Origin of the sequence: Myroides sp. 1354 (assembly GCF_030324495.1) — a bacterium.
Lineage (GTDB): Bacteria > Bacteroidota > Bacteroidia > Flavobacteriales > Flavobacteriaceae > Flavobacterium.
Genome location: NZ_JACAGN010000007.1, coordinates 93,993 through 113,592, shown reverse-complemented (window position 1 = coordinate 113,592; position 19,600 = coordinate 93,993). Strand labels below are relative to the sequence as shown.

The window sequence follows — 19,600 nt, the reverse complement described above, 5'->3', positions numbered from 1 at the left end:
TTTGTTCTCAAATATAGCAATTTTTTTGAAAAATGAAATACATCGATCAACTACAACATCAAGTAACGAAGAGACAAATTCTATATTATGTTCCGTTTACTTTCTTTTATTTGATGATTATGTTTGTAAATTGGTTAGTAACGAAGTATTCTTCAATATCAACCAAGGAATTACTTAATTCTCAAATTGAGATTTTAGGAAAAAATATGGCATTTTTTCAGTTAATTATTCCTTTTTCTATCTTTTTGCTACTATTAGCTTTATGGGTATTGTTTGCACATAAACAATCTTTAGTGAGTTTAACTACATCAAGAGCAAAAATAGATCTAAAACGCTTTGGATTTGCTTTTGGCTGTCAAGCCATTTTGATTATCGTGAGCTTTATGATTAGTTACTTCCTAAATCCAGCGAACTTTGTTTTTAATTTTAATTTGCCTGCTTTTTTAGGCTTTTTTGTGATTGCTCTACTTTTTATTCCCATTCAGACGAGTTTTGAGGAATATTTCTTTAGAGGTTATCTCATGCAAGGAGTCGGACTAGCAACGCGAAATAGAGGTATCGCTTTAATCGTTACTTCTGTCATTTTTGGTTTATTGCATCTAGCTAATCCAGAGGTAGAAACCTTAGGGGGAGGCATTATGGTATACTATATTGGAACGGGCTTTTTCTTGGGGATTATGACTCTTATGGATGATGGATTGGAATTAGCTTTGGGGTTTCATGCGGCAAATAATTTAATCGGTGCTTTATTGGTTACGTCAAGTTGGACGGTGTTTCAAACAAATTCCCTATTTTTAAATATTGCAGAACAAGAACAGGTTTCAGTTTGGGAATTTATCTGGCAAGTATTTGTTTTTTACCCCATTTTATTGGTGATTTTTGCTAAAAAATACCAATGGAAGGATTGGAAAAACCGCTTGTTCGGTAGAGTAGTTTAAAATTTTGAATTTATGAATAACAACTATATTCATCCCCAATTTAAATTAAATGGAGTACCTCATACAGTTGAATCCCTCAAACACGAGGCGCTACTCTTATTGCAATCCCCAGAAGAACATCTTCGTGATCTGGGGCAATTGATTGGCGATTGGTTGGATGAAAAAAAGCATATTGTACAACGTACATCGGGTACCACGGGACCTCCAAAAGAAATTGAGCTGAATAAAATGGCTATGATTGCTTCAGCAGAAGCTACGGTGACTTTTTTTGATGTAAGACCAGGAAGCAAGGCCCTGCTGTGTATGTCAACTCAATTTGTTGGAGGAAAACTGATGTTTATTCGAGCTCTTTTGTTCGGATGGGAGCTCGATGTCTGTAAACCTAGTGCGTGTCCTTTAGCTCATACAGCTACGCACTATAATTTTGTTGCCATGGTACCCATGCAAGTAGAAAATAGTCTGAAAGAAATGAATCAGATTGATATACTTATAATTGGAGGAGCTAAAGTATCTCCAGTTTTAGCACAAAAATTACTGGAGAAAAATACGCAAGTGTATGAAACCTATGGCATGACGGAAACGATTACCCATATTGCTGCAAAAAAAATTGGAACTCCTTATTTTGAGGTCTTGCCTCACGCGAATATACAAACAGATGAACGGGGTTGTTTGGTGATTCATGCTCCTGCAATAAATCCTAATCCCATTGTAACGAATGATCTAGTTCAATTGATAAACAACCGAACCTTTGAGTGGTTAGGACGCTTTGATAATGTGATTAATAGTGGAGGGGTAAAGCTTTTTCCAGAACAAATTGAACAAAAATTAGCTGATAAAATAAAGTCTCGATTTTTTATAGGAGGTAAAGCAGATGATTATTTTGGTACTATTGTTGTGTTAGTAATTGAAAGTGAACCTTATACTTTGGATGAGGATGTTTTCGAAGGATTAGCAAAATACGAAAGACCTAAAGAAATTCAATTCGTAGAACAATTGATAGAAACAGAATCGGGCAAGGTTATTAGAAGTAAAAATATAAACTAATGTACCCTTTTAGAGAGATGAAAATATTAAAATTACAACAAATAGTACTATTGATTATGTTGGTAGGAATCGGTCAGGTGAATCAAAGTGTGGCACAGCAAAAGCAGACGAAATTAGATCAGCAAATTACAGCGGGTTTAATGCAAAAAATTGTAGATAGAAATCAAGGATATTACAAAGAAGGAAAAGTGGCAGATTATATTCCCGAATTGGGAAAAGCGAATCCCAAAGCGATTGCTTTTTCTGTGGTGAAATCCAATGGCGAAATCATCAATGTAGGAGATGTAAAAGAAAAATTTACGATTCAGAGCATTTCGAAAGTGATTGCCTTGATGATTGCCGTACAAGAAAAAGGAGAAAAAGCTTTATATGAACGCATTGGGTATTATGGAACTGAAAAAGCATTTAATCATTATGCGAATCTTGAAACGGCGGGAAAACCCCTCAATCCCATGATGAATGCAGGAGCTATATTAACTACGGCTTTCATTGAAGGAGAAGGAGATGTTGCCTATCAAAAAATACTTCAAATGCTTCGTTATATTACTAAAAATGAAAGTATTACCATCAATGAAGCAGTTTACTTATCAGAAAAAGAAACAGGACACCGCAATCGAGGAATTTTCTATTTATTGAAAAATAATGGATTAATTGAAGGAGAAGAAAATAAATTAGACAATTACTTCAAACAGTGTTCCATCGAAGTTACGGCAGAAGATTTAGCTAAAATAGGCTATTTCTATGCCAATGGTTGTACGCGTTTTGATGGAGATAAAACCTATTATAACCGCGATTTAGCGCGACTGATTCAAGCGCAAATGCTCATTGCAGGTATGTATGATTTCAGTGGAGAATACGCAAGAACGGTAGGATTACCTAGTAAATCTGGAGTTGGTGGTGGAATTGCAGTAAGTGTACCCAATAAAATGGGAATTGGCGTATTCAACCCCGCTTTAGATCAACACGGAAACTCTGTTGTAGGCTATCATATGTTGTATGATTTTGTCAACCAATTAGATTTGAGCCTATTTTAGTTCCTCATAGAACTTTAAAAAAGAATAAAACGAATAAGATAAAAGCCCTACTAAATGCAAGCATTTAGACATGCCCCAAAAAGTTATACACTTTTTGGGGCATTTTTTATGAGTAGGGCTTTTTATTGTGGTTTAGCATACTCGTTATTTAATCTGTAGCTTTCTGATATGATATAAAAAACGCAGAGTAAAGCCTAGGGTTAGTATCGTCAATAGGATTTGAATCGCATAATCGTTTCGTGGAATCATGAGAATGATTAAAATAAAACAACCGACAGAAGCCCACATTCTACTTTTGTAATCTCCTATAGGAACCCTGTTCTTTTCAAAAATTAAAATTAATAGAGAAACGATTGTCCCACCACCTAATAAGAAAAGTATTGCACTCCAATCGGTTTGAGCATAGATGGCATATAATAAACTAATAACTCCAATTAGAAGACCGATATAGAGAATGGGTTTGTCTAGTTTGGTTGAAGGCAACCACGTCTGTTTGTTGTGATAAAGGGTCTCTTTTGTACTGTTTTTAAATTCCTCTTGAGAAACAAATGTACCCTGAATAGAATTGGATTGTTTCGGTTTGAAATAGGAGGAAATAAGTTTGTCACCCATAGGTACAGATAAGAGTAGATAGGTTGTTTCTTCTGGGGGAAGCTCAATAGAATTTTTGTATTCACTTAGTTGCCAGTGTAGGGATGTAGCCTCTTGAGGAAGTTGAACAACAGTGAATTGATTTGATTGAAGATGAGCAATTAGTTCTTGATTGTAATAAATTGCCAACGGTTCAGTTTGATTCCAATGCTTTGGAAAAAAGAGTTTGAGGTGTACTGTTTTCATAATAGAAGAATTTGATTTAACGTCAAGCTAAAAGGAATGTATCGCATCGCCTTCAATTAGAACAGCAAAACTACCTCAATAAGTTAGGCAGATGTAAACGAACTGTTTAGAGTCCTGGACAAGGCAAGCTTAACATGCATAATATCTTTTCATCAGTAGATTATTAATGGGTTGTAAATTACTCGAATATACGCATTCGGTTTGTTATATAAAAAATAATACTGTTAAAGTATTTGTGTTTTGTTATTTATTGAGTGTTTTTGATTGAATATAGTTAAAATGAAGTGATTTGTGCTTTAGTTCAATGAAAGAACATTAGAACTGAATGCTTTACCAATATAGGTCACTGTCTGTGTTTTTGGTATAAAAAAATGTTAATTACAGTATGGTTTTTGATTTTAAATAGTTGATTATTGGCATAAAACCTTGAAGTTATGAAGAATATATTTTTACTACTAAGTCTGATTATCCTAAGTGGATGTACGGAAAATAATGATGGAGATGTCTCAAGTACTACTATAGATTTACTGTTTATGTTAGAATACAAAAATGAACAAGGCGAGGATTTACTAAACCCTTTGACCAAAGGGGCATGGAAAACGGATGAGATTCAATTCTTTGCTTTAGATGAAGGTGGATCTCCTATTATTTTAGCAGAGGAGAAAATCAATCATTTTGTAAATATGGCAGAAGATAAGGGGCAAAAAAAATATTGTATCTGGTTTGTTTATAGCTATTTTGTAAAGGATGCTACAACGAGTGTTGTCTATATTGCCTTACCGAATGGGGATACCGATAAAATTGAAGTTTGGGCAAAGAGAGGAAAAAATAGTTTAGTCAAAGATCAACTGTTGTATAATGATGTGCTCGTTTGGGATCGATCTCATCTCGATGATCGCATTGTAATTATCAAGTAAAGACATAAAAAAACCACGAGCATTGCTCGTGGTTTTAGTATTTTTTAAATTCTAAGTGAATTAGAATTGCTCTCTACCAGCAAAATGGAATGCACCTTCAATAGCAGCATTTTCGTCGCTGTCTGATCCGTGAACTGCGTTCTCTCCAATTGATTTAGCGTATTTTTTACGGATTGTTCCTTCAGCTGCATCAGCAGGGTTAGTAGCTCCGATTAATTTTCTGAAATCTTCAACAGCGTTATCTTTTTCTAAAATAGCCGCTACGATTGGACCTCTTGACATGAATTCAACTAATTCACCATAGAAAGGTCTTTCAGCGTGTACTTCGTAGAATTTTTGAGCGTCTCTAACTGTTAATTGAGTTAACTTCATAGAAACAATTTTAAATCCTGCTTCTGTAATCATGTTAAGGATTCCACCGATATGACCTGCTTCTACTGCGTCAGGTTTAATCATTGTAAAAGTTCTGTTCGTTGCCATTTGTTCTAAAATTAAATTTTTTGCAAAAATAGACTTTTATGTCTAATATATTAAATTTTGATTCAAAATATTCACATTCAAATTGAAGTAATTGAACTAAGCCGTTGGAATATCCAATAAACGCTGTGCTAAGTCAATCATTTCAGGTGTTCCCGTGTGTTTTTTCGGTTCATCAGATAGCTTGACTACATCCGTCCAAGGCCCCCCTTCGGGATAGGCTTGCGTCATTTTGATCACGATGTTCAACGCTGGTAGTCCCGCATCATTGGTGAAATCCGTTCCAATTCCAAACGACATGCCGATGCGATTTTTACAATAGGTCGCAATGCGCTCTACTTTTTCAGGGTTTAACCCATCTGAGAAAATAATCGTTTTGGACAGGGGATCAATATTCATCTTTTTGTAATGCGCGATGGTTTGGTTGGCAAATTCGATGGCATCTCCACTGTCGTGTCTCACCCCATCAAATAACTTGGCGAATTTTTTATCGAAAGATTCGAAGAATACTTTACTCGTATACGTATCGGTTAAAGCAATACCCAAATCTCCTCTATACGTATCTACCCAATGTTCTAATCCCATGGAATTAGCCATTTTAAAACCGTATTTAGCCGCATGAAACATAAACCATTCATGCGCATGAGTACCAATGGGTTTGGTGCCGTATTTCATCGCCAAATGGACATTGCTCGTTCCGATGAAGGTTCCTCCTCCGTATTGTTGTAAGGTTTCTACCACCACTTGGTGAACAGTATACGAATGTCTGCGTCTCGTTCCAAATTCGGCAATTGTAATACCTAATTTTTTATAGTTTTCAATTTTCTCCTTTGTCTTTGCGCGAATGATATCGTCAGATTCTCGTACCGATCCTGTTAGTTTGTAATATAACTCACAAATCATTGACATCAAGGGTACTTCCCAAAGAATCGTTCGATACCAATATCCCTTAATCGCTACTTCTAAATCCTCTCCTTCTTGTGTGATTTCCACTTCGGAAGGATCAAAGTGATACCCCTGTAGGAAATCCAAATAGGTAGGATCTAAATACGGGCATGTCACCTGAAGAAATGCTTTTTCTTGTTTTGTCAGTTTGAGTTTTGCCATTTCATCTACGGCTGCTCTTAGGGCTTCAGCAAATCCAGGTGGATATTTATGCTGTCCGCGATTGATGAAAATATATGCCGCTTTTGCGTAGGGGAATTGCTTAACCACGGCATGTTGCATGGTGAATTTATAGAAGTCGTTGTCTAAAATAGACGGAATGACTTGAGGTGAAAGTGTTATTTCCATAGCTTTAGTAAATGTGTGGAATCTCTATTCAATCAGATTCAGACGCAAATATACAATATACGAAAAGTAGAAAGGCTATTGCTTAAAATAGTGATAAAAAAAACAAACCCGCTGTTAAATGATTTAAAAGCGGGTTGAATTAGGTTATTTATTCAAAGGATTGTAACGACACCAATTTGGTATACGTTCCGTTTTGTTTCATTAGTTCTTCATGTGTTCCTTGTTCTACAATTCTTCCTTTTTGCATCACGACAATCAAGTCTGCATTTTGAATGGTAGATAAACGGTGGGCAATTACCACTGAAGTTCTGTTTTTCATCATGTTTTCCAAAGCATCCTGAACGAGTTTTTCGCTTTCTGTATCCAAAGCGGAAGTAGCCTCGTCTAAGACCATGATTGGTGGGTTTTTCAATACAGCTCTGGCAATAGACAAACGCTGTTTTTGCCCTCCTGATAACTTACTTCCCGAATCTCCAATATTAGTTTCGATGCCTTGAGGTAAGTCTTTGACAAACTCATACGCATTGGCTACTTTCAACGCAGCAATGATGTCCTCATCACTCGCATTTTCATTTCCAATCAGCATATTGGCCTTGATGGAGTCATTGAATAAGATGCTATCTTGAGTCACTAAACCAATCATATTGCGCAGACTGTGTAAGTCTAAGTTGCGAATGTCTTCATTGTCAATTTTAATTGCGCCTGCATTAATATCCCAAAAACGAGTCAGTAAATTCGCAAGTGTACTTTTTCCACTACCAGACTGTCCAACCAAAGCCACTGATTTTCCTTTGGGAATCGTCAAGCTAAAGTCTTTCAGAACTAATTCATCTTCGTATTTGAAATCAATGTGTTCAATGGTGATTTTATCGTCAAATGTTTCTTTTTGAATGGCATGTTCAGGGCTTGTAATTGGATTTTGTTCTTCTAAAATCTCCAATACGCGCTCTGCTGCTGCGTTACCGCGTTTAAGTGCATAAGAGGCTTTAGACATTGCTTTCGCTGGGGTTAAGATATTATACGCCATTCCGATATAAGCAATAAAAGCAGCACCTGTTAATACTCCTTCTCCTAATACTAAATGCCCCCCATAAACCAATAAAACTGCAATCGTAACAATTCCCAAGAATTCACTCAAGGGAGAGGATAAGTTTTGACGATTTAAGATGGTATTATTTAATTCGTAAAAGGTTTGAGTCGAAGTTTGAAATTTTTTATTAAAGTTTTTCTCGGCATTAAAACTCTTAATCACCTTTAATCCAGCTAGGGATTCTTCGATAATTGACAAGAAATAGCCTTGTTCTTCTGAAGCTTTTTGTGAACTTCTCTTTAAGGTTTTACCTACCTTAGATATGATAATTCCCGATACAGGTACAAAGACAAAAACGAAGATAGTTAGTTCTGTACTAATCGCAAACATACCAATGATGGTAAACACAATGGTCAAGGGTTCACGGACAACTACTTCTAAAACCGATAAGAAAGAGTGTTGAATTTCCAATACATCAGAGGTCATTCTAGAAATGACATCTCCTTTGCGTTTTTCTGAGAAAAAAGAAAGCGGAAGGTCCACGGACTTTTTAAACAGGGCATTGCGAATGTCCTTTAAAACTCCATTGCGCAAGAAAGTAATAAAATACATCGCCCAATAGTTGAATAAGTTTTTCAACAGGAAGATAGCGATGACTACACCAGCCATAACCATTAAGGTGTGTTGTGCCCCATATTCTGCCGTATATTGGGTCAGAAAATAAGACATAGAGTCTTCCAAATAGGCTTTGAGATGGCCAATACCTGTGTAAACGGGTTGTTCAGTTACTTTTTTTCCATCACCAAAGAGGATCGTTAACATGGGAATTAGTGCCAAAAATCCCAACGCACTAAAAAGCGCATAGAGGATATTGAAAAAAACATTCAGGTAAGCGTACGATTTATACGGCTTAGCGAAGTGGATAATCTTTTTGAAATATTCGTTCATATTTGTACAATATAAAAGGCAAAAATAAAGAAAAAAGACTGGTTTTTGACCAGTCCTTTGATGCTGTTTAGTTCAGTTTCATTTCATCGATGATGGATTGAATCTTGTCGGTTAAGAATTGCTCCACCTCTTTAACGTCTTCCAAGCGGTCTAACCATTCGTTTACACTGAAGTAGAACTTAATCTTCGGCTCTGTTCCACTTGGGCGAGCTGCTATTTTTGTTCCGTCTTCTAGGTAGTAAATCAATACGTTAGATTTTGGAATATGAATCGATTCGGTATCCCCTGTGATTAAATTTCTCGCTTGACTTGTTTGGTAGTCTTCAACGCAAACCACGCGTTGTCCGATGATTTCAGTTAACGGATTTTCGCGTAATTCCACCATCATTTGTTTGATTTCTTCTGCGCCAGAAATTCCTTTTTTAACTAGGGAGATCAAGTGCTCTTTGTAATAACGATGGTCGATGTATAGGTTCATTAGTTCTTGGTAGAAAGAGCTACCTGCTGCTTTAGCTAGGGCTGCAATCTCACACACCAATAGAGCAGAGGCTACGGCATCTTTGTCGCGCACTTTGTCGCCTACCATATAACCGAAACTCTCTTCTCCACCGCCAATGAATTGTTGTTGAGGGAATTCTTTGATGAATTTTGCAATCCATTTGAATCCCGTTAATCCTACTTTACACTCTACACCATAGCTCTCAGCTAAATCTAGCATCATTGGAGTAGAAACAATGGTAGATCCAATGAATTCATTCCCCGAAAAACCGCGGTTTACCTTCCATTGTTCCAATAAGAACGCCGTCATCATCACCATGGTTTGGTTTCCGTTCAGTAGAATCATCTTTCCGTCTAAATCGCGGACACCAATACCAATACGATCTGAATCAGGATCCGTTCCAATCACGATATCCGCTCCTTTTTCTTCCGCTAGTGCCATAGCCATAGTTAAGGCTTCTGGTTCCTCAGGATTTGGCGATTGAACCGTTGGGAAATCTCCGTTGGGTTCTTCTTGTTCTTTGACAATATAAACGTTGTTGTAACCTGCTTCTTTTAAGGTTCTTGGAATCAATTTAATTGACGTTCCGTGAAGGGAAGTATAAGCTACTTTTAAGCCGTCTTTAACGGTTTGTGGTGTATTAAAACTCGCATTTTCAATTGTGGAATCAATGAATGCACGATCTAGTTCTTCACCAACCGTAGTAATTAATGCATGATTCCCTGCAAAGTTTACTTGCTCATAGGTCAATTGATTGATTTCGTCAATCACTGCTCCATCTTCTGGTGGAACAATTTGTCCTCCATCAGCCCAATATACTTTGTATCCGTTGTATTCGGGTGGATTATGTGAAGCCGTTAAAACGATTCCTGCTTGACATCCGTAGTAACGTACGGCAAATGACAACTCCGGTGTTGGACGCATATCACCAAATAGATAAACGTGAATACCATTGGCCGTGAAAACATCCGCAACTACTTGGGCTAATTCTTTACTATTGTGACGGCAATCGTAATTGATTGCTACTTTTGCTTCTTGATTAGGAAAGGATTTCTTAATGAAATTAGATAATCCTTGGGTGTTTTTTCCCAAAGTATATTTGTTGATGCGGTTGGTTCCTACTCCCATAACACCTCGCATTCCACCCGTTCCAAATTCTAAGTTTTTGTAAAAACTATCTTGCAATTGAGCAGGATCATGGTCAAGTAACTGTTTAACAATCGCTTGTGTTTCAGCATCAAAAGGTTCTTTTAACCATTGTTCTGCCTTTGCTAAAATTTCTTTTTCTATTTGCATTTCCTTCTAATTTAGCGTTCGTTTAAACCACTGTATGCAGCAATTTTATATCTATTTGTATTTGATTTCGTTTGTAAAATAAGTTCGCCTAAGAAACCAGCTAAGAACAATTGTGTTCCGATAATCATGGTGGCTAATGCAATGTAAAACCAAGGATCTTGAGTAACCAAAATCGCAGGTTTGTTCTGATACAATTTGATTAATTTACTTGCGCCAATTCCAGCTGCAGCTAAAAAACCAATCATAAAAGTAATAACCCCTAAAGTACCAAAAAGGTGCATGGGTCTTTTGCCGAATTTTGATAAAAACCAAATGGTAATTAAATCCAAAAAACCATAAATAAAACGACTCATCCCAAATTTGGTCGTGCCATACTTTCTCGCTTGATGTTGCACCACTTTTTCTCCAATCTTATCAAAGCCTTCGTTCTTGGCTAATACAGGAATATAACGGTGCATTTCCCCTGATACATCAATACTCTTAATCACTTCTTTGCGATAGGCTTTTAACCCACAATTGAAGTCGTGTAAATAGACTCCTGAAGTTTTACGCGCTGCCCAATTGAATAGTTTAGAGGGAAGATTCTTTGCTAAAACAGAATCATAGCGTTTTTTCTTCCATCCTGATACCATATCAAAGCGATCTTGCGTAATCATGTGGTATAATCCAGGAATCTCATCTGGACTGTCTTGTAAATCGGCATCCATCGTAATAACGACATCGCCTTCAGCTTGAGCGAAACCCGCGTGTAAGGCTTGAGATTTACCAAAATTGCGCTGAAACTTAATCCCTTTTACAGCTGTATGTTGCTGAGATAAATTCGTTATAATCTTCCAAGAATCATCCGTACTCCCGTCATCCACAAATAAAACTTCATAGGTGAAATTATTTTCGTGCATAACCTTACTGATCCAAGTGTATAACTCGGGCAAAGATTCGGCCTCATTCAATAGGGGGATGACTATGGATATATTGATACTCATGGTTTAGCTGTTTGATTCAGAGGAAGTTGATTCTGCCTGTTCTTCTTCTTTAACTGGTGTTGTAAACTCCGATTTATTTTTGAAAATAGCGGCTAATAATAAACCTAAGATAGACATGCGTAAAATACTACCTGCCCACATGAATAATTGAGAACCAGGTTCAAATTGATTTAATTCTTCGGATTTACTTAGCTGTTCGTTAATTTGTTCTTGAGGTAATCCTGAATTGTTTAAGGTCTCAATCAACATATCGTGTAAAACTTTATTAATCAGTTCTTTTGCAGAAGGATCAACTAAGTTGAATAGGATGTTGTACATCAAATAATTAACCGTTACACCAATGGCAACCGTAATTAAGTACGGTGTAAATGCCTCTCGAAAGGTTACATAGCCTCCCACTTTTCTTTTTGCTGTAAAAACGCATAATACGCCAATAACAATAATGACGAACATATTAAAAAAGCCGACAAATTTATTGGCAAAAAGGGTCTTGTCTGTAAAAAATAAAGTGCAGTTAAATAGGACGTAATATAAGGCTAATACAATTCCAAAGGTGATGCCTACTTTGTTGAGAGGGTTCTTCATTCGTGTGTTTTCAAAAAAATGTAAGTTACAAATATACTAAATTACCCTTTTAGTTTTTGCTCTCTAAAGGAATATAAGACAAAAGAGAGGGAAACAAACTGTTGGTGTAAATAGAACCTTCTAATTTTACTTGGTTTGTACAGTGAAAGGAAAGCGAATTGTCTTTTTTGGTTCTTTGTTTTTTTGCTATTTTTACGTGAAATCAATAGAGAATCTTTCTCAAATAAACTAGCTATACAATGCGTGTACTTTTTATTAAAAATATGGTGTGTAATCGCTGTGTATTCATGGTTCAACAGGAGATAGAAAAATTGGGATTATCCATTCAATCCATCAAATTAGGAGAGGTAGAATTAAAGCAAGAACCTAGTGTTCCAGAAAAAGAAGCCTTAAATAAGGCTTTAGTAGCGTTGGGATTTTATCTCATTGACGATAAGAAGAGTCAATTAATCACAAAAATTAAATCAGCTATTGTGGAACTGGTTCATCATCGAGATAATGAGTTGAAAATGAATCTTTCCGATTTCTTGAGTGCTGAATTAGGACATGACTACAACTATTTATCCAATTTGTTTTCTGAGGTGGAAGGTAAAACCATTGAGAAATATTTTATCGCTCAGAAAGTCGAAAAAATAAAAGAGCTGTTGGTGTATGACGAGCTTTCACTGAGTGAGATTGCTCATCAGCTCAATTATTCGAGCGTTGCTTATTTGAGTAATCAGTTTAAAAAAGTAACGGGACTAACGCCGAGTCACTTTAAGAAAATACGCGAAAACAAAAGAAAACCGTTAGACGAGGTATAAGTAAAAGTTACAAATTATACCCGAAATTACGTAACAGTTTACTCTAGGATAGTTGTCAACTTTGTACCATACAAATATCAGTACGAATATGACAACAACGAGTAAACATAAAGTAGTGTATCTACCATTAGAGCAAGTGCACAGTGAGCATTGTGCCTTAATCGTAGAAAAGGGATTGACACAGGTTAAAGGAGTTGATTCACCCAAAGTAGAACTCAATAACGAACGGGTAGCTATTTCCATAGGAGATGCGGAAGTAATTGGAGAAGCTGTAAGAAAAATTCGCGATTTAGGGTATGATGTGCCTACCGTCAAACAAAGCTTTCCTGTATTGGGGATGACTTGTGCTTCTTGTGCAGGAAGTGCTGAAAGCATTGTTAGTTTTGAGGAAGGAGTCGTAGCGGCTTCAGTGAATTTTGCAACGGGAAATTTAACCGTAGAGTATTTGCCTAGCTTGACAAATGCAACGAAGCTTCAACAAGCCGTTCAAGGTGCGGGTTATGATTTATTACTTGTAGAGGAAACAAAACAACAAGAGTCACTAGAGGCGATTCACGCCGAAAAATTCAAACAACTAAAAAAGAAAACTTTTGGGGCAGTAGTCCTATCGATTCCCGTTGTCATCATCGGAATGTTCTTCATGGATATGCCTTATGGCAATGAGATTATGTGGTTGTTTTCCACTCCAGTATTGCTGTACTTCGGAAAAGACTTTTTTATCAATGCGTGGAAACAAACGAAAAATCGCTCAGCCAATATGGATACTTTAGTGGCATTGAGTACAGGGATCGCCTATGTTTTTAGTGTATTCAATATGCTATTTGCCGATTTTTGGCAACGTAGAGGATTAGAAGCACACGTTTATTTTGAAGCGGCAGCAGTTATTATAGCTTTTATCTTACTTGGTAAATTATTGGAGGAAAAAGCCAAGGGAAATACTTCTTCCGCCATTAAAAAACTAATGGGACTTCAACCGAAGACGGTGCTTGTTATTCAGGCTGATGGAACAGAAAAGCAAATGCCAATTGAAGAAGTACAAGTAGGAGCTGTAATTTTGGTTAAACCGGGAGAAAAGATTGCCGTTGATGGTATGGTATTGAATGGAAGTTCCTATGTAGATGAAAGTATGTTGAGTGGAGAACCTGTTCCCGTATTGAAAAAAGAAGGGGAGAAGGTATTTGCAGGAACGATTAACCAGAAGGGGAGCTTTCAATTTGAAGCGATAAAAGTAGGAAAAGAAACTATGCTGGCACAGATTATTCGCATGGTTCAAGATGCACAAGGAAGTAAAGCGCCCGTACAGAAATTAGTGGATAAAATTGCGGGAATATTCGTTCCTGTTGTGATTGGAATAGCTGTGTTAACTTTTGTTTTATGGTTGATTCTCGGCGGTGAGCACGGAGTTGTTCAAGGTCTACTAGCTGCTGTAACGGTTTTGGTTATCGCTTGTCCATGTGCTTTAGGTTTGGCAACGCCTACCGCTATTATGGTGGGAGTAGGAAAAGGAGCGGAGAATGGCATCTTAATCAAAGATGCAGAAAGTTTAGAATTGGCGAAAAACGTTTCGGCCGTTGTATTGGATAAAACGGGAACCATTACGGAAGGAAAACCTCAAGTAACGGGAGTAAAATGGGGCAATGGAGGAGATGAGCGAAAAGGTGTTTTACTCAGTATTGAAAAACAATCGGAGCACCCTTTAGCAGAGGCAGTAGTTGTTTATTTTAAAGGAGAAGAATCAACGGCGATTACAGCTTTTGACAGCATAACAGGAAAAGGTGCAAAAGCAGAGTATGAAGGGGAAACCTATTATGTTGGGAATAAAAAACTTCTCAATGAAAATCAAATTTCGATTGCTTCAATTTTGCAGCAACAAGCAGATCAATGGGGAACCGAGTCTAAAACTGTAATCTGGTTTGCTGATAGTAAACAAGCTTTAGCTGTTCTCGCTATTTCAGATCAAATCAAGCAAACCTCAGTTCAAGCCATTCAAGAGTTGCAAGCGATGGGGATTCAATTGTATATGTTGACGGGCGATAATGAAGCAACGGCAAAAGCAATTGCAGCCCAAACGGGCATTCAACACTATAAAGCAGAGGTCTTGCCACAAGACAAAGCAGATTTTGTCAAAAAACTACAACAAGAAGGAAAAGTAGTGGCTATGGTAGGGGATGGAATCAATGACAGTACTGCCTTGGCGACTGCTGATGTCAGTATTGCCATGGGAAAAGGAAGTGATATCGCGATGGATGTGGCTAAAATGACCATTATCTCTTCAGATTTAACTAAAATCCCACAGGCAATTCGCTTGTCCAAACAAACGGTGAATACCATCAAACAAAATTTATTTTGGGCCTTTATTTACAACCTAATCGGTATTCCCATTGCAGCGGGAGCCTTGTATGCGGTGAATGGTTTTTTATTAAACCCGATGATTGCTGGAGCCGCTATGGCCTTGAGTAGTGTGAGTGTGGTGAGCAATAGTTTGCGATTAAAGTGGAAGAAGTAAGTCGTACGTTTATAGGAAGAACTATTTGCAATAGAAATTAGACAGATAAAACCATGAAATCTCACAAATTATAACAAGAATTATATAACGATATTTCGTACAAAAGAAAGGAACTTTGTTGAAGTATTTAACATTAAAAATAAAGAAATATGGAAAATAATAATAGTCAATTCAAAACCAATTTAAACTGCTCAAGCTGTGTGGGAAAAGTAACCGCTGATTTAAATGAAGCAGTGGGAGAAGGTCAATGGACAGTAGACACAACGGTAAGCGATAAAATTTTAACCGTGAAAAGTGATGCATTAACAGCTGAAGAAGTAGTGAATATCATCAAGAAAAAAGGCTTTAAAGCAGAAGCATTGTAGTAGTGTGGGAGTTGATTGTTGTGAGTTGGATCAAAAAGACAAAAAAATGAAACAACAAAAAACATCCCACAAAAAAGCAAAAAACTATTTGTAGATTCAAATTAAATTGTAAATTTGCATGCTTAAAGAAAATAAGTATAACCCAAAAGTTATTTGACGTTTACACCTTTCTTGAGAACAGGAAGCTTCGAAATAGAGAATAGCTCAATTTTTTAAAACAGATTTATCATGAAAAAAGGTATTCACCCAGAAAATTACAGATTAGTAGCATTTAAAGATATGTCAAACGAAGACGTATTCATTACAAAATCAACAGTTGAAACAAAAGAAACAATTGAAGTTGATGGAGTTGAATATCCAGTGTTCAAAATGGAGATCTCTCGTACATCTCACCCTTTTTACACAGGTAAATCTAAACTTATTGATACTGCAGGACGTATCGATAAATTCAAAAGCAAATATGCTAAATTCAACAAATAGTCTGAATTTAATTAAGATAACGAAAACCTTCCAAGCAATTGGAAGGTTTTTTTGTTTATATCTCCTTGAAAAATGCTGTTTTTTGGACAGATTCAATTAACTTTGAATAATCTATGAACTGATAATTAGTGTTATGAATTATATTTTATTTGACGGAGAGGTAAGAAATGCCTTATTGCCTTTTACTTTTACAAGACCCGTAGCCGATATACGCGTAGGAATTTTAACCATTCGCGAGAAATGGGAGAAATATTTGGGATATACAACTACTACAGTAACCGAGGAATACTTGGAGGCCAAGTATCCAATGGTAGAAGCAGAGCAAAATATTATGATTAATAGCGCCTTTTTGCCTAATGAGCAATTGATAGCATTAGTTCAAGAATTACAACCGAAACAAGCGATTGGATATCACGATGATATTGTGGCTTTCTTTACGGAAGAAGAACAAGAGGAAATTGATTTTGACGAGTATGAAATTCTTGACTTCACAGGTTCACTCATCAAGATTGAGCATACTTGGGATATTTTTCAATACAATGACGCAGCTATTCGTCAAGATTACGCCTTGTTGACTGAAGATCGAATTTCAGAACCTATTCCTTCAACCGTTCAAGTAATCGGCCGTGAGCATGTCTTTATAGAAGAAGGAGCAGTATTAAACTTTGTGACTTTAAATGCCACAACAGGACCGATCTATATTGGCAGAAATACAGAAATCATGGAAGGAGCAATCATTCGCGGACCTTTTGCACTATGTGAAGGGGCTCAAGTGAAAATGGGAGCTAAAATCTATGGTGCTACAACCATCGGACCAGAATGTCGAGTAGGAGGAGAAGTGAGTAATTCGGTGATGTTTGGCTATTCCAATAAAGGACACGATGGTTTCTTAGGAAACTCCGTTTTAGGTGAATGGTGTAACCTCGGTGCAGATACGAATAATTCAAACTTAAAGAATAATTATGCTCCAGTAAAATTGTGGAACTATCAAACAAATTCAACAGAAAACACAGGGTTACAGTTTTGTGGATTGATGATGGGAGATCACAGCAAGAGCGGAATCAATACCATGTTTAACACAGGTACAGTCGTTGGAGTGGGATGTAGTATTTTTGGTGGAGGTTTTCCAAAAACGTTTTTACCAAGCTTTACATGGGGAGGCAAAGACTTAGACGATGTATACGATGTCGATAAAGCCATCAAAACCATGCAAATCGTGATGAGTCGCCGTCATATTGAATGGACAGCCGTGGAAGAAAACATTATCCGCCACTTAGCGGAAGAGAATAAATTAGAGCGCTTTCAAGCAAAATTGACTTATTAGAGAGAGGAAAGAGGAAAGGAGTAAATTTTCCAGATAAAAGAATAAGATAATAAAAACAAAAAACCACCTCTAAATGGGTGGTTTTTTGTTTTTTGTGCCGCTTTGAGTTTGGGAAATAAAAACTCATGAAAAATTGACACAAAAACACAAAGAATGAACGTTCCTAAATAGGATTGGCCATTTTTAAATGAAAATATACAGAAACACAAACATCATAAAGAACAAAGAACAAAGAGCAAAGAACAAAGAGCAAACCTCACAAACCTCATAAAAAAGCAAACATTTCTAACTATTGAAAAATTCACCCCCTTTCCTCTTTCTTCTTTCCCCTCTCTAATAATACGAAACCGTTTGCGGTCTGTCGTAATTAAAGTTAGGTAAATCCATATTGTATTGTACGGAATTGGCTCTGAACACGCTATTTCCAGAATCGGGCATTGTTGGATAATACACCAAAGAAACCGTTACTTTACTAAATACGAGATAATCGTTATTAGCTACTAAACCTAAGCTAAAGCGAGAGTAAAGTTTAGGGTCGAGTAGGCGATTGCTACTATCTCCAATAAAGGCTCCTTCAAAGCTAAAATACGGGTTGAATCGGAATCCTTTCCATTCATAAGGGGCATAAGATTGCCATTGATAAGCTAAGGAAAGACGTTTAGTTCCCGTGATTTTTTGAGCGCGTATTCCTTGAATAATACCTTCTATTTTGAGTTCATCTCCAATGTGGTCATAACGATGTGATCCAATGACTAATTGAGGAACGAAGAAATGTCGAAATCTCCAATCCCCTAAGACGAATAATCGGGTAAAATAGGTTCCTTCTAAACGAAAGGCTGCTTGTTCTGTTTTTCCACCGTGAAAGTGACTTCCCCATTCGATATTACCTGCAAAATAGCCCAATTTGGTATAACCACCCATGGCAAATCGCGCACCGAAATAAGCGCGCCTTTTGTTGTATTTATCGCGCATTCCGCCAGTCAAGGCTAATATTTTTCCAACTTGAACGTCCTCAATGATGTCGTAGTTGAAGATAAATCGATCTTGAATATAATTGGTTGAACTTAAACTCACAGAGGCTAAATATAAACGCTGATCACGGTAATAATCGTAAGGATCATATTCTTTACCTGGAGTTGTATGGTAGTTCTCTTTGACAAAGCGAAGCGAAGTACGCAAATTGGTAATGATAGGACTCTTGGCAAATACAGGAATAGAATATCCTGCCCAATAATCATAGGTGTTGTACTTGACAGACTCCAAGCTGTATTTCATGTTCTGATCAGGGAGTGAATCACGTCTGAAGCGCTGTTGTGCACTCACACCTCCTGCCCATTTCGCATAGGGAGAATAGAAAGGACGGTTGAGGGATACTCCTTTGACATAGTTGCCCCAAGCATCTTGATTGAACAAGATATTGGAACGAATAAAGGTATTTTGAATGTTGTTTACTGAATAGCTAAAATAAGCCCCTTGTTTATTCTCCTTGAAACGCGTAATGTATTGCACGGTTACATCATGTCCAAAACCACCGAAGTTGCGATCCGTTAATTTCACCCGCATAGAAGAAGTAGAGATAGAACCACTGGGATAAATTGTCCAAGAATCCAATTCTCGAATAGCAATATCGACCGAATCAGGAGATGAAGTAGGAATAGCCGTGATCATTACGCGACGAACATAGCGTTGTGTACGAATTAAACGTTCCGATTCTTTGACTTTTAAGGAGTCAAAGACATCTCCTTCCTCAAAGAGTAAAAAATTGCGTATCGTAAACTTCTTTGTTTTCAAATGCGCGCGATTCCCCCATATTTCCAATGCTTTTGTCGGTTTTTTAAGGGTGTCTTTTTCCGAATAACCAAAGGGATCTAACGTAGTAATATTGATGTTTCGAATAATCTTTCCTTCTCCTTGATCCAAGTGTCTGTTCACTTGAACCTCAGGCGCATGGGCAACTAAGCGCTTGTTGCTTTTGTATACCAATCGATTGAATAAACGACCCACCTTACTGCCTTTGTTCTTTTCTTTTAGGTTAGAGAAAATTTGCGTAGTGTCTTTTTCTACTTGAAAAGGTAGTTTCTTAAAATCAACGTGATCAAATTTTGGAACTACAGTATCTACTTTTAGAATAGGTCTAACCTGTGCAAAAGTGAATGGCACCAGAAGACAAGCGAAAATTAAAAAAGAGATAAATCGGAACATGGAGTTTTTCAATCGAACTAGATTATTGTAACGGAAAAG

General features: G+C 37.0%; 17 protein-coding genes. 9 read left to right on the top strand and 8 right to left on the bottom strand.

Annotated elements, in window-relative coordinates; all coding sequences use genetic code 11:
• Positions 1-32 precede the first annotated feature (32 nt).
• Genes HX004_RS09360 through glsA form a run of 3 tightly spaced genes read left to right on the top strand, consistent with a single transcriptional unit; the run spans position 33 to position 3,016 of the window.
• Complete coding sequence (locus tag HX004_RS09360) at positions 33-938, top strand: CPBP family intramembrane glutamic endopeptidase (protein ID WP_286442232.1); 906 nt, start codon at positions 33-35, stop codon at positions 936-938.
• Positions 939-950: 12 nt separating this feature from the next.
• Positions 951-1,982: an AMP-binding protein gene (locus HX004_RS09355; protein WP_286442231.1), complete on the top strand. Its 1,032-nt coding sequence runs from the start codon at positions 951-953 to the stop codon at positions 1,980-1,982.
• Complete coding sequence (glsA, locus tag HX004_RS09350; protein WP_286442230.1) at positions 1,982-3,016, top strand: glutaminase A; 1,035 nt, start codon at positions 1,982-1,984, stop codon at positions 3,014-3,016. Before HX004_RS09355 ends, glsA begins: the two co-directional genes overlap by 1 nt.
• 144 nt (positions 3,017-3,160) lie before the next feature.
• On the opposite strand, the gene HX004_RS09345 is transcribed toward glsA, so the two are convergent.
• The gene (locus HX004_RS09345) at positions 3,161-3,853 is read right to left on the bottom strand and encodes a hypothetical protein (protein ID WP_286442229.1); all 693 of its coding nucleotides are present in this window, start codon (positions 3,851-3,853) and stop codon (positions 3,161-3,163) included.
• A gap of 434 nt (positions 3,854-4,287) precedes the next feature.
• On the opposite strand from HX004_RS09345, the gene HX004_RS09340 reads away from it, so the two are divergent.
• Entirely contained in the window at positions 4,288-4,770 is a 483-nt protein-coding gene (locus HX004_RS09340) for a hypothetical protein (protein ID WP_286442228.1), read from the top strand.
• A gap of 60 nt (positions 4,771-4,830) precedes the next feature.
• Here HX004_RS09340 and HX004_RS09335 read toward each other — a convergent pair whose 3' ends face one another.
• From HX004_RS09335 to HX004_RS09310, 6 genes are all read right to left on the bottom strand, one after another.
• Positions 4,831-5,250, bottom strand: a complete 420-nt coding sequence (locus HX004_RS09335; RefSeq protein ID WP_158962782.1) for a nucleoside-diphosphate kinase — start codon at positions 5,248-5,250, stop codon at positions 4,831-4,833.
• 96 nt (positions 5,251-5,346) lie between these two features.
• Positions 5,347-6,540: a nicotinate phosphoribosyltransferase gene (gene pncB / locus HX004_RS09330; protein WP_286442227.1), complete on the bottom strand. Its 1,194-nt coding sequence runs from the start codon at positions 6,538-6,540 to the stop codon at positions 5,347-5,349.
• Between the two features lie 148 nt (positions 6,541-6,688).
• Entirely contained in the window at positions 6,689-8,518 is a 1,830-nt protein-coding gene (locus HX004_RS09325; protein WP_286442226.1) for an ABC transporter ATP-binding protein, read from the bottom strand.
• A gap of 67 nt (positions 8,519-8,585) precedes the next feature.
• Positions 8,586-10,313, bottom strand: coding sequence for a phospho-sugar mutase (locus tag HX004_RS09320; protein WP_286442225.1), 1,728 nt, complete (start codon positions 10,311-10,313; stop codon positions 8,586-8,588).
• A gap of 11 nt (positions 10,314-10,324) precedes the next feature.
• Complete coding sequence (locus tag HX004_RS09315) at positions 10,325-11,290, bottom strand: glycosyltransferase family 2 protein (RefSeq protein ID WP_286442305.1); 966 nt, start codon at positions 11,288-11,290, stop codon at positions 10,325-10,327.
• A 9-nt stretch (positions 11,291-11,299) separates the two neighbouring features.
• A complete protein-coding gene (locus tag HX004_RS09310; RefSeq protein ID WP_286442224.1) occupies positions 11,300-11,881 on the bottom strand; it encodes a DUF4199 domain-containing protein in 582 nt (193 codons plus the stop codon).
• Between the two features lie 239 nt (positions 11,882-12,120).
• On the opposite strand from HX004_RS09310, the gene HX004_RS09305 reads away from it, so the two are divergent.
• The 5 genes from HX004_RS09305 to HX004_RS09285 all read left to right on the top strand — a co-directional run bounded on the left by HX004_RS09305 (position 12,121) and on the right by HX004_RS09285 (position 17,359).
• Positions 12,121-12,684 carry a helix-turn-helix domain-containing protein gene (locus tag HX004_RS09305; RefSeq protein ID WP_286442223.1) on the top strand — a complete coding sequence of 188 codons (564 nt, stop codon included), beginning with the start codon at positions 12,121-12,123 and terminating at the stop codon, positions 12,682-12,684.
• Between the two features lie 88 nt (positions 12,685-12,772).
• Positions 12,773-15,190, top strand: coding sequence for a heavy metal translocating P-type ATPase (locus HX004_RS09300; protein ID WP_286442222.1), 2,418 nt, complete (start codon positions 12,773-12,775; stop codon positions 15,188-15,190).
• 149 nt (positions 15,191-15,339) lie between these two features.
• Entirely contained in the window at positions 15,340-15,555 is a 216-nt protein-coding gene (locus tag HX004_RS09295) for a heavy-metal-associated domain-containing protein (protein WP_286442221.1), read from the top strand.
• 228 nt (positions 15,556-15,783) lie between these two features.
• Positions 15,784-16,035, top strand: coding sequence for a type B 50S ribosomal protein L31 (locus tag HX004_RS09290; protein ID WP_182627051.1), 252 nt, complete (start codon positions 15,784-15,786; stop codon positions 16,033-16,035).
• A gap of 133 nt (positions 16,036-16,168) precedes the next feature.
• Positions 16,169-17,359, top strand: a complete 1,191-nt coding sequence (locus HX004_RS09285; RefSeq protein ID WP_286442220.1) for a GlmU family protein — start codon at positions 16,169-16,171, stop codon at positions 17,357-17,359.
• 333 nt (positions 17,360-17,692) lie between these two features.
• On the opposite strand, the gene HX004_RS09280 is transcribed toward HX004_RS09285, so the two are convergent.
• Entirely contained in the window at positions 17,693-19,561 is a 1,869-nt protein-coding gene (locus HX004_RS09280) for a BamA/TamA family outer membrane protein (RefSeq protein WP_286442219.1), read from the bottom strand.
• Positions 19,562-19,600: the final 39 nt, after the last annotated feature.

Excerpts from the sequence above, each read along its gene's own strand:
- HX004_RS09360 (WP_286442232.1), top strand. The coding sequence starts at position 33 with ATGAAATACATCGATCAACTACAACATCAAGTAACGAAGAGACAAATT.
- HX004_RS09355 (WP_286442231.1), top strand. The coding sequence starts at position 951 with ATGAATAACAACTATATTCATCCCCAATTTAAATTAAATGGAGTACCT.
- glsA (WP_286442230.1), top strand. The coding sequence starts at position 1,982 with ATGTACCCTTTTAGAGAGATGAAAATATTAAAATTACAACAAATAGTA.
- HX004_RS09345 (WP_286442229.1), bottom strand. The coding sequence starts at position 3,853 with ATGAAAACAGTACACCTCAAACTCTTTTTTCCAAAGCATTGGAATCAA.
- HX004_RS09340 (WP_286442228.1), top strand. The coding sequence starts at position 4,288 with ATGAAGAATATATTTTTACTACTAAGTCTGATTATCCTAAGTGGATGT.
- HX004_RS09335 (WP_158962782.1), bottom strand. The coding sequence starts at position 5,250 with ATGGCAACGAACAGAACTTTTACAATGATTAAACCTGACGCAGTAGAA.
- pncB (WP_286442227.1), bottom strand. The coding sequence starts at position 6,540 with ATGGAAATAACACTTTCACCTCAAGTCATTCCGTCTATTTTAGACAAC.
- HX004_RS09325 (WP_286442226.1), bottom strand. The coding sequence starts at position 8,518 with ATGAACGAATATTTCAAAAAGATTATCCACTTCGCTAAGCCGTATAAA.
- HX004_RS09320 (WP_286442225.1), bottom strand. The coding sequence starts at position 10,313 with ATGCAAATAGAAAAAGAAATTTTAGCAAAGGCAGAACAATGGTTAAAA.
- HX004_RS09310 (WP_286442224.1), bottom strand. The coding sequence starts at position 11,881 with ATGAAGAACCCTCTCAACAAAGTAGGCATCACCTTTGGAATTGTATTA.
- HX004_RS09305 (WP_286442223.1), top strand. The coding sequence starts at position 12,121 with ATGCGTGTACTTTTTATTAAAAATATGGTGTGTAATCGCTGTGTATTC.
- HX004_RS09300 (WP_286442222.1), top strand. The coding sequence starts at position 12,773 with ATGACAACAACGAGTAAACATAAAGTAGTGTATCTACCATTAGAGCAA.
- HX004_RS09295 (WP_286442221.1), top strand. The coding sequence starts at position 15,340 with ATGGAAAATAATAATAGTCAATTCAAAACCAATTTAAACTGCTCAAGC.
- HX004_RS09290 (WP_182627051.1), top strand. The coding sequence starts at position 15,784 with ATGAAAAAAGGTATTCACCCAGAAAATTACAGATTAGTAGCATTTAAA.
- HX004_RS09285 (WP_286442220.1), top strand. The coding sequence starts at position 16,169 with ATGAATTATATTTTATTTGACGGAGAGGTAAGAAATGCCTTATTGCCT.
- HX004_RS09280 (WP_286442219.1), bottom strand. The coding sequence starts at position 19,561 with ATGTTCCGATTTATCTCTTTTTTAATTTTCGCTTGTCTTCTGGTGCCA.